Source organism: Streptomyces sp. NPDC058000, assembly GCF_042886435.1.
In the GTDB taxonomy this organism is placed as follows: Bacteria; Actinomycetota; Actinomycetes; order Streptomycetales; family Streptomycetaceae; genus Streptomyces.
In genome coordinates this window covers 109627-121951 of the sequence record NZ_JBHVQS010000010.1, presented here as the reverse complement: position 1 = coordinate 121951, position 12325 = coordinate 109627, and the positions used below count along the sequence as shown (strand labels likewise).

Sequence of the window (12325 nt, the reverse complement as noted above, 5' to 3'; positions counted from 1 at the left end):
CCGTCTCGGCATGTCGACCCGCGGAGTTCCCAGCCGGGAAGATCCCGGTCGGGGTCAATGTGCGTGGGTGTGGGCGCCGTCGGCGGAGACCGTCTGCTCGCGCAGCGACTCCCGTTGCCGCCAGGCTCCGGGGGGTTCGCCGTGGTGGCGGCGGAAGGCGGCCGCGAACGCGTAGGGGGAGCTGTAGCCGATCGTGCGGGCGATGGTCGCGATGCCGAGTTCGCCGGTGCGCAGGTGGTCGCGGGCGAGGGCCATGCGCCAGTCGGTCAGGTACTGGATGGGGGTCTGGCCGAGCGCGTCACGGAAGGTGCGGGCGAAGGCGGCGCGTGACAGGCCGCTGATCGCGGCGAGTTCGGGGACCGACCAGTCGCGGCCGGCGTCTTCGTGGATGGCCTGCAGTGCGGCGCTCAGGCGAGGGTCGGCCAGAGCCCGGTACCAGCGGGGGGCGGTGGGGCTGCGGCGGAAGTCGCTGCGGATGGCAAGGACGAGGAGGACGTCGAGGAGCCGGTCGAGCACGGTGGGCTGGCCCGGTTCGGGGTGGGCCAGTTCGTGGGAGAGCAGTGCGATCACGTCGCGCAGTGGGTCGCCGACCGCCGCTTGCAGGGTCAGGACCTGAGGCAGGGCCTCGAGCAGTCCGCTGCCGATGTCGCCGGTGAACCGGTAGGCGCCGCAGAGGAACACGGTCGCCCGGGGGTTGTCGGCCTGCGCGTCGTGGGCGTGCCGGGCCCGGAACTCCTCCGGTTCGAGGCAGTCGGTGCCCGGCTCGTGCCCGATGCAGTGGTCTGGTCCGCCGCGCACCAGCGTCACCTCGCCGGGCATGAGTTCCACCGCACGGCCCGGGTCGGTGAGCCACAGCCAGCCGCGGCCGCGGACCACTGTGTGCACGGCCAGCTGGATCGAGCCGGCCAGCCGCAGCCCCCACGGCGGCTCGGCGACCGTGCGGGCGAAGACCGCGCCGCCGGCGCGCGCCCGCGCCAGGTGATCCTGCAGTATGTCCACCCGACCAGTATCGGCAAAGCGACCGTGTCCGGCAACGAGGCGATCGTTTGACGTAAAAGATAGAGCGATCCACGCATTGATCCGCTCCCTTGACACTCTCACGATAGATCCATGACTGGATCACCGCAGACCGCTCTCATCCTCGGCGGCACCGGCCGCACCGGCTCCCTTCTGGCGAAGAAGCTCACCGAACGCGGCCTGGACGCCCGCACCGCGGCGCGCCACGGCGCCGACGTGCGCTTTGACTGGGACGACCCGGTCACCCACCCGGGCTCCCTGGACGGGGTGAACCGGCTCTACCTCGTCACCCCCGTCCTGCGCGTCACCTACGCCGACCAGGTGGCTGCCTTCCTCGACCTCGCCGAAACGGCGGGCGTTCGCCACGTCACCTTCCTCAGCACCTACGGCGCCGACCAGGCACCGCCTCAGGTCGACATCAGGGCCGTCGAGGCCGATCTCGCCGCCCGCGGCGGCATCACCCACTCCGTTCTGCGGCCCGGCTGGGTGATGCAGAACTTCGCCGACGCCCACCTGCCGGTCATCGACGGGGCGATCACGGTCCCCACCGGCGGCGGCGCCGAAGCGTTCGTGGACGCGGACGACATCGCCGCCGTCGCCGCCGAGACGCTGCTCGACCCCGCCGCCCACGCCGGCGCCCGGTACTCGCCCACCGGCCCGCAGGCCCTCACGTTCACCGAGGTCGCCGATGCCATCACCGCCGTGACCGGTCGGACCGTCGCGCACCACGACCTCGACCCTGAGGCATGGATCGGCGGCGCCATCGCCGCCGGCCTCGTCCCCGCCGACTACGCGGTGATGCTGCGCTGGCTGACCGGTGCCATCATTTCCGGCAACGGCTCCACCCCCAACGACGACGTCGCGAAGGTCACCGGCCGGCCCCCGACCGCCTTCCTCGACTTCGCCCGGCGCAACGCCCACGCCTGGACCGGGGGCCGGTGACCGGGCCCATGGACGACATCACCGACTTCGCGGCGCTGGACCCGTTCTTCCGCATCATCCAGGAGGGCTTGGCGGGCCTGGTCGACGGCGAGCACTTCTTCGACATCCTGGCCGAGGATGTGGTCGTCGAGTACGTGGTCTCCGTCCCCGGCTACCCGGGCAGGGTCGAAGGTCGCCAGGCCGTCGCCGACCTGTACCGCGGCTACGGCGACACCATGGTCCTGCACAGCGCGGATGAACTCGCCGTCCACCACGACCCCGCAACGTCCGTCGTCGTGCTGGAGTACGCCGTGCACGGGAAGGTGGCCCACACCGGACGCGCCTACGACAACCACTTCGTCTCCGTGATCACCATCAAGAATCGTCAGGTGACGCACTGGCGGGACTACCTCGACCCCGTCGCCGTCTTCCAGGCCGTCGGGTGGCCAGCCGAGCATCGCTAGACAGGGACCCCGAACCTGGCGACGACCAGAGGCGTTCCGCTGTTCGCCGGATCCGGTACGGACCCGGCGAACAGGGCGGTCAGTCGGGCTGCTGTTCATTCTCGTGAACATCGAACACGACGTGATCCGGACGCCTCCCGAAGTGCTGAACATCTGCTGTCGCAACCCAACCCGTGTACAAAGCCACACACCCTCGGGTTCGTGCTGAAGAACCTTCAGTTTCCGTGAACTCACGGAGGTCTTGAGGTGCCGTGAACGAACGGCGACCCCATCGGCATGTAGCTGAACGTGATGCTCGGACCGTGTCCTCCACGGCGATTGGCCGTTTCGAAGTGAGAGAGCAGGCGGTCGCGAACACTGGGGTGCACATGACGTCCACTTCCCCTCGTGGAGAGCTGATTCGTGTCGGTGTCGTGGGGCTGAGTGCGAGCGGGGGTTGGGCGGCCACCGCCCATGTGCCGGCGTTGGCCGGGCTCGACGGATACGAGTTGCGGGCGCTGAGCGCCAGCAGCGCCGAGTCGGCGCGTGCGGCCGGCGAGAAGTATGCGGTGCCGCTGACCTTCGGCAGCGCGGAGGAGCTGGCCCGCAGTGAGGAAGTCGATCTCGTGGTGGTGACAGTGAAGGTTCCTCATCACCTGGAGCTCATCCGACCCGCGCTGGAAGCGGGAAAGACGGTGTTCAGCGAGTGGCCGCTTGGTGCCGACCTCGCGCAGGCCGAGGAACTGGCCGACCTCGCGCATCGGCGGGGCGTGCTCACGGCTGTCGGCCTGCAGGCCCGGTCGGCTCCGCCGCTTCGGTATCTGCGGGACCTGGTCGCCGACGGCTACGTGGGGCGGGTGCTGTCGACCAGCATGCTCGGGTCGGGCTGGATCGGGGGCGCCACCTACGACGACAACTATGCGTACGTGCTGGACGTCACGAGCGGCGCCACGCTGCTGTCGATCCCCTTCGGGCACTCGGTCGACGCGCTGACCATGGTGCTCGGGGAGTTCCGCGAGGTGTCGGCTCTCATCGAAAACCTGCGCCCGGAGGTCACCCACGTCACCAGCGGGGCGGTCGCGGCCAAGACCGCAGAGGACCAGATCGCCGTCACCGGGGTGCTGGAGTCGGGGGCCGTAGCCGCAATGCACATCCGCGGTGGGACGTCACGCGCCACCGCGTTTCACTGGGAGATCAACGGCACGGACGGCGATCTCGTCGTCAAGGCCGACCAGGCTCAGTGGTGGTACGGGGGGCTGCGGCTCAACGGAGCCCGGGGAGAGGACGGCACGTTGGCCGAGCTACCGGTTCCCGCCCGCTATCAGCGGTCGCTGACGCAATGGACCGAGCGATGCGCCGAGCCCGCCTGCAACGTCGCCCACGAGTACGCGCTTCTGCGCGACCAGATCACCGGGAACCTTGCGCCAGATGAGGACGGCGTTCCCGACTTCCGGCACGCCGTCCGGCGACACCGCGTGCTGGAGCGGATCCGAGAGGCGGCGCGCGCGGGCCGGAAGGTCACACTCGCAGAGCAAGGCTCGTAGGCCCCGAAGTGAGCCAGGTCGGGAGCTCGACCGTTTCGCCCTCGGCGAGGATGACCACGGTTCCGGTGTTCCCCGAGGCCGTTATCCCAATAGAGAAGCGAGCCTGCGCCATTCCTCTCTCGGGAGCTTGTCCCTGTGGGTGCCGGTGAGCACCTGGAGGGCCACGTGGTCCCCGCCTGCCTGATGGAAGGTGTCGATGCGGTCGCGGATGCGGTCCTCGTCGCCCCAGGCGAAGACCGCGTCGATCAGGCGGTCGCTGCCGCCATCGGCCAGGTCGGCCTCGGTGAAACCGTGCCGCAGGAAGTTGTTGGTGTAGTTCGGCAGGGTGAGGTACATGGCGAGGGCGTCGCGGGCCAGCGCGCGGGCCCGGGCCGGGTCGGTCTCCAGAACCACCTTCAGCTCCGGGGCGAGCAGCGGGCCCTCGCCGAGGATCTCGCGGGCCTGGGCGGTGTGTTCGGGCGTGACCAGGTAGGGGATGGCGCCGGCCGCCCGCTCGCCGGACAGCTTCAGCATCTTCGGGCCCAGCGCAGCCAGCACCCTGCTGTCGGCGGCGACGCCGGCCTCGTCCAGCTCGTCGAGGTAGCCGGTCATCGCCGCGTACGGGCGGCTGTAGTCCTTCACCAACGGGCCGTGGCTCACGCCGAGCCCCACCAGGTAGCGGCCGGGGTGTGCCGATTCCACCTCGGCGAAGCCGGCCGCGGTCGTGGCGGCCTCCTGCTGCCAGATGTTCAGGACGCTGGTGCCGACGACGATGCGGCGCGTCGCCCCGATCAGCGGGGTGGCGTGGTCGGCGGTGCTGTTGTTGCCGAGCCAGATGGCGCCGTACCCGAGTTCCTCCAGCTCGGCCGCGGCCTCGTCCAGTTCGCCGCGCCGGGCCGGGTCCTCCGAGCGCAGTTCGACGCTCCAGGCGCCGTACCGGCCGACTCGCTGCTTCAGGGGGACTGTGGTGTCGCTCATCGGGTGTTCCCTCCGGGTGGTGGGCTGTGCCGTGATCATCACGTCTCCAGCCACTGCCGACCGGAGGGCGTCCCGGTCGATTCCCGCCGTTCCCTCAGTTGGTCGAACGGCCCATAAGACGTCGGACACGCACGAGCCCGCCACTGTGGTGGCGGGCTCGTGCGTGTCCGGATGTGAGTAGTTGGCGTACAGAAAGTGCCGATCAGGGCCTCGACCAGCTCCTGCTGGCGAAGGCGGATTTCCGCGGCGGCAGGGCGTGCGGAAGCAGGTCCCACTGGCAGCCGGTGCGGCCTTGATAGAGGAGCGCGTCGACGATCTCCCGCATCTCGTAGCGGCCCTGGTGGCCGCTGACCGAGGCGTGTGCGGCCTTCCGCGCGGCGATCACCGGCTCGATCAGCGCCCACTGCCCGTCGGACAGGTCGGTCTTGTAGGGCTTGAGCTCGCTCACGGTGTCCAGCCCAGCAAGCCCGAGTCCACGGACCGGCTTGGATGCCGCAGTCCCACACGTTCAGATGACGACGAATCGCCTATCAACTCGTATACCGCCCTCTCAAACGACATGGCTGTCACGGATGGATGGCGTCATCGGCCTCGGCCAACGATCCCAGCGGCCGGTCAGCAACCGCCTTCGGGTGGGACCAGTCTCGGCGTCGGCTGAACTCAGCCGACGCCGACAACCAGTACTCCGCAAAGCTCTTCCCTCTGCCCGTCGCATTCTCCCGTCGGTGTCCGTCAGTGAAGTGGCCACCGACACACCCGTTGTAGCCGAGAGTCGACTCGGACTCCGAGGTCGATCGGCACCCTGGCATGAAGGTCGTCAGACCGACAGATGGAAGGGACAAACGATGCTGGCAAACGTCATGTACGTGACGCTCTATGTCACCGATCCAGGCCGCGCGCTGAGGTTCATTCGGAACAGCTCGGTCTGGAGGAGCGCGTCGACTACCCAGGCCCTGAAGGACGCTTCCTCACCGTAGGCGTTTCTGGCAGTCCGCTTGAGATCATCCTCTTCGCCTGTCGTACCCGGCCAGAGCAACCGATCGGCTCGGGGCGTCTGACGCGAGACTGTCAGGGAGGGGACCGGGCATCTGACGAGCGGCTCGGCGGACTACCAAACCAACGAAGGAGGACGACGTCATGGCCTCCACGCGCACGACCGCACTGCCCACGCAGACCGATGTCCTGATCGTCGGCGCAGGCCCCGCCGGGCTCACGCTGGCCGTCAGTCTTACCCAGCTCGGCGTGGATCACGTGCTCATCGAACGTGCCGATTCGGTCCAGCCCGGCGCCAAAGCCGCCTTCGTTCAGCCCCGTGCTTTGGAGTACCTCGACCGCATGGGTGTTACCGACAGCCTGGTGGCCGCAGGAATTCGAGGCCACCACTTCAGCGTGCACGACGGCGCGCGCACTCTGCTCCGTGGGTCCTACGACAACCTGGACACCCCGTTCCCGATGCTGCTGCTGGTCTCCCAACAGACCACCGAGGAAACATCTCAATCGCCGCCTGACCGAGCTGGGCGGCATGGTCCACCGCCGCCACAAACTCATCACCTTCAGCCCCGACTTTCCCGGTGTGACCGCCGCCGTCGCCGCGCCCGACGGCTCGGTGCGTGCCGTGTACGCCCGCTACTTGGTCGGAGCCGACGGCGTGCACAGCAGGGTGCGCTCCACGGCAGGGATCGACTTCCCAGGCACGGCACGAGAGCAGCTGTTCGCATTGGCGGATGTCCGCCTCGAGTCGGGTTCAGCTTCCGCGCTTCTGGAGGACACCACTTTCTTCTTCTCTTCCGAGGGAATGCTGCTGACGTCCCCTCTGGCCGAGGGCCAGCACCGGGTGGTTGTGTCCGTTCCTCCCGGTTCGAAGGCGCCCACCGCCGAAGAGGCCGAGACGCTGCTGGCCACCCGCGGCCCGCGGCAAGGTGGGCCGAAGGTTGTCGAGGTCATCACGGCATCCACTTACCACGTGCAGGAACGCGTGGCCGAGAGGCTCTCGGACGGCCCGGTCTTCCTCCTGGGGGACGCTGCACACACCCACAGCCCGGGCGGCGGCCAGGGCATGAACACCGGGATTCAGGACGCCGGCAACTTGGCTTGGAAGCTCCATACCGTGCTCACCGGGCTCGCCCCTGAGGGTCTCCTGGAGACATACCACGGCGAGCGCCATCCCGTGGCTTCGGGTCTGGTCGCCTTCACTAGCCAGATCACTTCGCTGGCCACGATTCGCGATCCGGAACTGTGCCAGCGGCGCAACGACATCGTCGCCGCAGCGGCCAAGGCACCTGGTATCACCGACTGGCTGGCGAGGCGGTTGTCCCAGCTCGACATCAGCTGTGCGACCGAACCGGCCGACGGTACCTACCACGTCGGGCAACGTCTCTCCCCTACGCTCGTCCCGGCCGCAGGTCTCGACTGGACCCTGGCCCTGCCGAACCCCTCCACCAAACCGACCGAGAGCAGCCGAATCGGTCCGCTGAGCTTCCAGTTCGTCGACGGGCTGGAGACGCCCCTCCTCATCCGTCCGGATGGCTACTTGGCCGCCCACGGGGTTTCGACCGATCCGCACGCCGTGCTGGCCAACCTAGCCTCCTACCTGCCCGGCGGGGCGACGCGATGAGTCGGACCACAACGGCGAACCCATCACCACTGTCCGCCGCCGTCCCAGCTCCTGTTTCCGCAGTTCCCTGGTGCTGAGCGGACTGGTCAGGGCATGTTCTCCGCGCCCAACACCTGGGAGATGACGGGCAGCGTGGCGCCCGAGCGGCTCGGCGTCGCCTCGGGCATGCGCCCTGCGTTCCAGAACTCCGGCACCGCCCTGTCGATCGGGCTGCCGTTCTCGCTCGTGATCGCCGGTCCGGCCGGGGCGCTCCCGAACGCGCTCGCGAGCGGCCTGCGGGCGCAGGGCGTGCCACGTTCCACCACGGGCCGGCACCGCCTTTAGGTACGGCAAGGGTTGGCTTTGTAAGCGACCGCGGGAGTCGTTTCGATGTGACTGCGCGGGCTGGCGGCGTTCGCCTCCCGCCCGCGTGACCGCTTTCGGGCCGTCTGCCCCGGCTACCGTCCGTGGGTCATACGGGTCATCGAGTGCCGCTGTTCGATGGATGCGGCGGTCGGGTCCGATGCGGCTGTCGTGCGGCTGGGACACCTTCCTTGCGGGCGGGCCGGGGGATACGCCCCGGCCCGCAGAGAAAACCGGTGTCGAGCGGGTTCCGAACCGCTTGCCCGTCATTCACCTGTGTGATTGCAGGAAGGACCGCTACGTGTCTGATCCCGTCGTCCTCATCACGGGCGCGCTCACCGGTATCGGCCGCGCCACCGCCTTCGCTTACGCCCGTCACGGCGCGAACCTTGTCGTCTCCGGCCGCCACGAGGACGTGGGTGAGCAGCTTGCCAGCGAGCTTGCCGACCTCGGTGCCCCGGCGGAGTTCGTGCGTGCCGACGTCCGCTTCGACGCCGATGTGAGGGACCTCGTCGACCGTGCGGTCGCGCGGTTCGGGCGGATCGATGTCGCCTTCAACAACGCCGGCACGGAGGGAACACCCGGCCCTGTCACCGAGGTTACCGACGAGGCTTACCAGGCCACCTTCGATACCAACGTCAAGGGAACGCTGCTGTGCCTGAAGCACGAGTTCCGGGTCATGAGGGAACAGAGCGGCGGCAGCATCGTCAACGTCAGCTCCGTCTTTGGCCTGATGGGTTACCCCGGGGCGACCTTGTACGTCGGCAGCAAGCACGCCGTCGCCGGCATCACCAAGGCGGCCGCGCTCGAAGGCGCCGCTCACGGTATCCGGGTCAACGCGGTCGCGCCCGGCTTCACCCGGACCGCTATGTACGAGCGGTTCACCGGCGACGACACGGCGCGTGACGCGGTCGATGCGGTGCTGCCCATGCACCGGGCGGGTACCCCGGAGGAGATCGCCGAGGCCGTCCAGTACCTGGGTTCCGGCAAGGCGAGCTACGTCACCGGGCACATCCTCACTGTCGACGGCGGCCTCATGGCGGGCGAGCCCCTGTTCCCGAACCCGTGAATCGCGAGGTCGGCGCAAGCCGCGTCGGCCTTGGCGGCGCGGCGCCCGCTTGACGGGATGTTCCGGTTCTCGTCGTGCCCAAGCGGACGGCCCCGCAGCACATGAGCGGCATCAAAAGTCACTGACATTGATCACGCCGCTCACCGAGAAACGACTCCCGAAGTCACGACGAAACTGCTCCCTCAGAAACTGACACAGCCACCGTGAGCCCGATCGAATGCGAGGGAGCAATGAGCGAAGTACGCGAGAGCCAGGGGAACAGCACCTACGACGTGATCGTGCTCGGCGCGGGTCCCGTCGGCCAGAACGTCGCCGACCGCGCCCGCGCCGCCGGCCTCACCGTGGCCGTCGTGGAACGTGAGCTGGTCGGTGGCGAATGCTCCTACTGGGCCTGCGTCCCCAGCAAGGCCCTGCTGCGGCCGGTCATCGCGGTGGCCGACGCCCGCCGCGTGGATGGTGCCCGGCAGGCCGTCACCGGCAGACCGGACACCAATGGGGTCTTCGCCCGCCGGGACCACTACGTCACCGACTGGGACGACACCGGGCAGGCCGAGTGGGTCAAGTCCATCGGCGTGGACCTCCACCGCGGCCACGGCCGCATCGACGGTCCCCGCCGGGTCACAGTCACCAGGGACAACGGCACACGCCACACGCTCACCGCTCGCCACGCGGTGGCGATCGCCACCGGCAGCCGGCCGTTCCTACCCGACATCCCCGGCATCCAGGAGGCCCGGCCCTGGACGAACCGGCACGGCACCGACTCCAGCACCGTCCCTGCCCGGCTAGCCATCGTCGGGGGCGGCGGGGTCGCCGTCGAGATGGCCACCCTCTGGCAGGGCCTGGGCGCCCAGATCACCCTGCTCGCCCGCCGTCGCCTGATCCCGCGCATGGAGCCCTTCGCGGGCGAGCTCGTCGAGCGCAGCCTCACCGAGGCCGGCGCGGACGTGCGGATCGGCACCCAGGTCACCGCCGTGCGCCGCCCGGACCCCACCGGGCCCGTCACCCTCACCCTCGACGACGGCAGCGAACTGCAGGCCGACGAGGTCATGTTCGCCACCGGCCGCACCCCCAGCACCGACGACATCGGCCTTGACACGGTTGGCCTCACCCCCGGCACGTGGCTGGACGTGGACACCACCTGCCTGGTCCGCGGGGGCGACGGCGCCTGGCTGTACGCCGTCGGCGACGTCAACCACCGGGCCCTGCTCACCCACCAGGGCAAGTACCAGGCGCGGACCGCCGGAGACGCCATCGGCGCCCGCGCCGCGGGCCTGCCGCTGGACGACGGCCCGTGGGGAGACCACGCCACCACCGCCGACCAGCACGCCGTGCCCCAGGTCTTCTTCACCGACCCCGAAGCGGCTGCCGTGGGCATGACTGCCGAGCAGGCAGCCCAGGCCGGCCACCGCATCAAGGCCGTGGACCTCGACTTCAACGCCGCCCAAGGCGCCAACCTCCACGCCGACAACTACCGGGGCCACGCGCGGATGGTCGTCGACCTCGACCGGGACGTCCTGCTCGGGGTGACCTTCGTCGGCCCCGGGGTCAGCGAACTACTGCACTCGGCGACCGTCGCCGTCGTCGGCGAGATCCCGCTCAAGCGGCTCCGGCACGCGATCGCCTGCTTCCCGACCGTCAGCGAGATCTGGCTCTTCCTGCTCGCCGCCTGCCAACGCGACCGCGACTGAGCCGCTCCTCACCAGAAGGAGCTGTGGACCTGTCGTCGTAGTGAAGCGACACCTGAAGGCGGCTCAGATCCGCGAGCCCAACGAGCGCCGCACGCCAGAGGACGCCCGCGGACGCGTACAAACAAACGCGCCACGGCCGAGCGGCGGCCGAGCGCGCGCAGGAACGTCGCTTACCGCCGGTCAGGAAGCCGGACCGGCCGACGCGATGAGAGGACGGAAAGAATGGCGCACAACGCCCTCCTCGTGATGGACGTCCAGCGGGGCATCGTGGACCGCTTCGGCGAGGGGGCCGGATATCTGGCACGCCTGCGCGGTGCGATCGAGGCGGCGCGCGCCGCGGAGATGCCGGTGATCTACGTGGTCGTCCGATTCCGCGCCGGGCACCCTGAGGTCAGCGCGCGCAACAAGATGCTCCGTGGGCTCGGCGACGGCATCTGGTTCACCGACGAGGACCCGGGCGCCGAGATCCACCGGGACATCGCGCCGCGGCCCGCCGATCTCGTCGTGACCAGGACGCGTGTCAGCGCCTTCGTGGGCAGCGACCTCGACCTGCTCTTGCGCGCCCGCGAGATCGACGGGCTGGTCCTCACCGGCATCGCCACCAGCGGCGTCGTCCTGTCCACCCTGCGTCAAGCCTCCGACCTGGACTTCCGCCTCACCGTACTGGCAGACGCCTGTCTCGATGCCGACGCCGAGGTGCACCGGGTGCTCACTCCGACAGTGCAAGGGAACTCCCCGTGATGAGAACCGACGTGACGTTCGACAGTGCCGGCATCACCCTGGCCGGCCACCTCTACACCCCGCTGGCCGCCTCCGCCGGCCCTCGCCCGGCGATCGTCGTCGGCCACCCCGGCAGCGGGGTCAAGGAGCAGACGGCCGGGCTCTACGCGTGCCGACTCGCCGGGCAGGGGTTCGTCACCCTCGCCTTCGACGCGGCCTACCAGGGCGAGAGCGCCGGGACGCCACGCGGCCTTGAAGACCCGGCCCAGCGCATCGAGGACCTCAAGGCCGCCGTGTCGCACCTCTCCACCCGCCCCGAGGTGGACGCCGACCGCATCGGCGCCCTCGGCATCCGCGCCAGTGGCGGCTACGTCCTGCCCGCCGCAGGCGGCGACCACCGCATCAAGGCCGTCGCGACGGTGAGCGCGGTGGACATCGCCCGCCAGTTCCGTCTCGGTGCCGACGGCACACAGGACCGGCGGTGTTCCAGAACCTGCTGGACGCGGCGGCGAACGCCCGCACCGGCACGGCTCGTGGAGAGGAGCCGCCGGCCCTCGTCCTCTTCCCCGAATCGGTCGAGCAGGCCGTGCGCTGGGCGGTGAGCACGGCGCCGAGGGCTTCGCGTACTACCGCACCCCGCGCGCCCAGCACCCGCGCTCGGCGTCGTTCTTCGACTGGATCAGCGTCGACAAGATGGCCGCCTTCGATGCCTTCGCCCAGTTGCCACTCATGGGGCAGCGTCCGCTGTTGCTGGTCGCGGGGACCCGTGCGGTGACCTCGTGGATGAGCATCGAGGCGTTGCAGCGCGCGGTGGGCCCCAAGGAGATCTTCTGGGTCGAGGGCGCGAGCCATGTCGACCTCTACGACAAGGAGCCCTACGTCGGCGCTGTAGTGGACAAACTCGCCGGGTTCTTCACCGGTGGGCTCGATTCGTGGGGGTGGCTCACTGCGCGCGCTGAGGTACCGACCGCGCATGCGGAAGCGGGTGCGGGGCCTGCCGGCACCGGTAG

At 69.6% G+C, this 12325-nt stretch carries 10 protein-coding genes and 3 pseudogenes; 10 read left to right on the top strand and 3 right to left on the bottom strand.

All coding sequences use genetic code 11. The features are described from left to right. Positions 1-54: 54 nt before the first annotated feature. Positions 55-999: an AraC family transcriptional regulator gene (locus ACFVT2_RS13510; RefSeq protein WP_390016278.1), complete on the bottom strand. Its 945-nt coding sequence runs from the start codon at positions 997-999 to the stop codon at positions 55-57. Positions 1000-1110: 111 nt separating this feature from the next. Here ACFVT2_RS13510 and ACFVT2_RS13505 point away from each other — a divergent pair, with 111 nt between their 5' ends. From ACFVT2_RS13505 to ACFVT2_RS13495, 3 genes are all read left to right on the top strand, one after another. Continuing rightward, positions 1111-1959, top strand: coding sequence for an NmrA family NAD(P)-binding protein (locus ACFVT2_RS13505; protein ID WP_390016276.1), 849 nt, complete (start codon positions 1111-1113; stop codon positions 1957-1959). Between the two features lie 8 nt (positions 1960-1967). After that, positions 1968-2402, top strand: a complete 435-nt coding sequence (locus ACFVT2_RS13500) for a nuclear transport factor 2 family protein (protein ID WP_390016273.1) — start codon at positions 1968-1970, stop codon at positions 2400-2402. A gap of 368 nt (positions 2403-2770) precedes the next feature. Further along, entirely contained in the window at positions 2771-3925 is a 1155-nt protein-coding gene (locus ACFVT2_RS13495) for a Gfo/Idh/MocA family oxidoreductase (RefSeq protein ID WP_390016271.1), read from the top strand. 81 nt (positions 3926-4006) lie between these two features. On the opposite strand, the gene ACFVT2_RS13490 is transcribed toward ACFVT2_RS13495, so the two are convergent. After that, on the bottom strand, positions 4007-4882 hold the full coding sequence (locus ACFVT2_RS13490; RefSeq protein ID WP_390016268.1) for an LLM class F420-dependent oxidoreductase: 876 nt from the start codon (positions 4880-4882) through the stop codon (positions 4007-4009). A 229-nt stretch (positions 4883-5111) separates the two neighbouring features. Continuing rightward, positions 5112-5330: pseudogene (locus ACFVT2_RS13485) on the bottom strand (transposase); the annotation flags it as partial. 689 nt (positions 5331-6019) lie between these two features. Between ACFVT2_RS13485 and ACFVT2_RS13480 the strand changes: the two are divergent. From ACFVT2_RS13480 to ACFVT2_RS13450, 7 genes and pseudogenes are all read left to right on the top strand, one after another. Further along, positions 6020-6355 (top strand): annotated as a pseudogene (locus tag ACFVT2_RS13480) (FAD-dependent oxidoreductase); the annotation flags it as partial. Continuing rightward, positions 6300-7496: an FAD-dependent monooxygenase gene (locus tag ACFVT2_RS13475; RefSeq protein WP_390016266.1), complete on the top strand. Its 1197-nt coding sequence runs from the start codon at positions 6300-6302 to the stop codon at positions 7494-7496. The pseudogene ACFVT2_RS13480 and the gene ACFVT2_RS13475, both read left to right, overlap by 56 nt. A gap of 93 nt (positions 7497-7589) precedes the next feature. Continuing rightward, positions 7590-7820: a hypothetical protein gene (locus tag ACFVT2_RS13470; RefSeq protein WP_390016263.1), complete on the top strand. Its 231-nt coding sequence runs from the start codon at positions 7590-7592 to the stop codon at positions 7818-7820. 178 nt (positions 7821-7998) lie between these two features. Continuing rightward, entirely contained in the window at positions 7999-8907 is a 909-nt protein-coding gene (locus ACFVT2_RS13465; RefSeq protein WP_390016260.1) for an SDR family NAD(P)-dependent oxidoreductase, read from the top strand. A 230-nt stretch (positions 8908-9137) separates the two neighbouring features. Further along, a complete protein-coding gene (locus ACFVT2_RS13460; protein ID WP_390016257.1) occupies positions 9138-10595 on the top strand; it encodes a dihydrolipoyl dehydrogenase family protein in 1458 nt (485 codons plus the stop codon). A 222-nt stretch (positions 10596-10817) separates the two neighbouring features. Continuing rightward, entirely contained in the window at positions 10818-11336 is a 519-nt protein-coding gene (locus ACFVT2_RS13455; RefSeq protein ID WP_390016253.1) for a cysteine hydrolase family protein, read from the top strand. Beyond that, positions 11333-12248 (top strand): annotated as a pseudogene (locus ACFVT2_RS13450) (alpha/beta hydrolase); the annotation flags it as partial. The gene ACFVT2_RS13455 and the pseudogene ACFVT2_RS13450, both read left to right, overlap by 4 nt. Between the last annotated feature and the right edge of the window lie 77 nt (positions 12249-12325).

Coding starts and splice junctions, on each gene's coding strand:
- ACFVT2_RS13505 (WP_390016276.1), top strand. CDS start 1,111: ATGACTGGATCACCGCAGACCGCTCTCATCCTCGGCGGCACCGGCCGC.
- ACFVT2_RS13500 (WP_390016273.1), top strand. CDS start 1,968: ATGGACGACATCACCGACTTCGCGGCGCTGGACCCGTTCTTCCGCATC.
- ACFVT2_RS13495 (WP_390016271.1), top strand. CDS start 2,771: ATGACGTCCACTTCCCCTCGTGGAGAGCTGATTCGTGTCGGTGTCGTG.
- ACFVT2_RS13490 (WP_390016268.1), bottom strand. CDS start 4,882: ATGAGCGACACCACAGTCCCCCTGAAGCAGCGAGTCGGCCGGTACGGC.
- ACFVT2_RS13470 (WP_390016263.1), top strand. CDS start 7,590: ATGTTCTCCGCGCCCAACACCTGGGAGATGACGGGCAGCGTGGCGCCC.
- ACFVT2_RS13465 (WP_390016260.1), top strand. CDS start 7,999: ATGCGGCTGTCGTGCGGCTGGGACACCTTCCTTGCGGGCGGGCCGGGG.
- ACFVT2_RS13460 (WP_390016257.1), top strand. CDS start 9,138: ATGAGCGAAGTACGCGAGAGCCAGGGGAACAGCACCTACGACGTGATC.
- ACFVT2_RS13455 (WP_390016253.1), top strand. CDS start 10,818: ATGGCGCACAACGCCCTCCTCGTGATGGACGTCCAGCGGGGCATCGTG.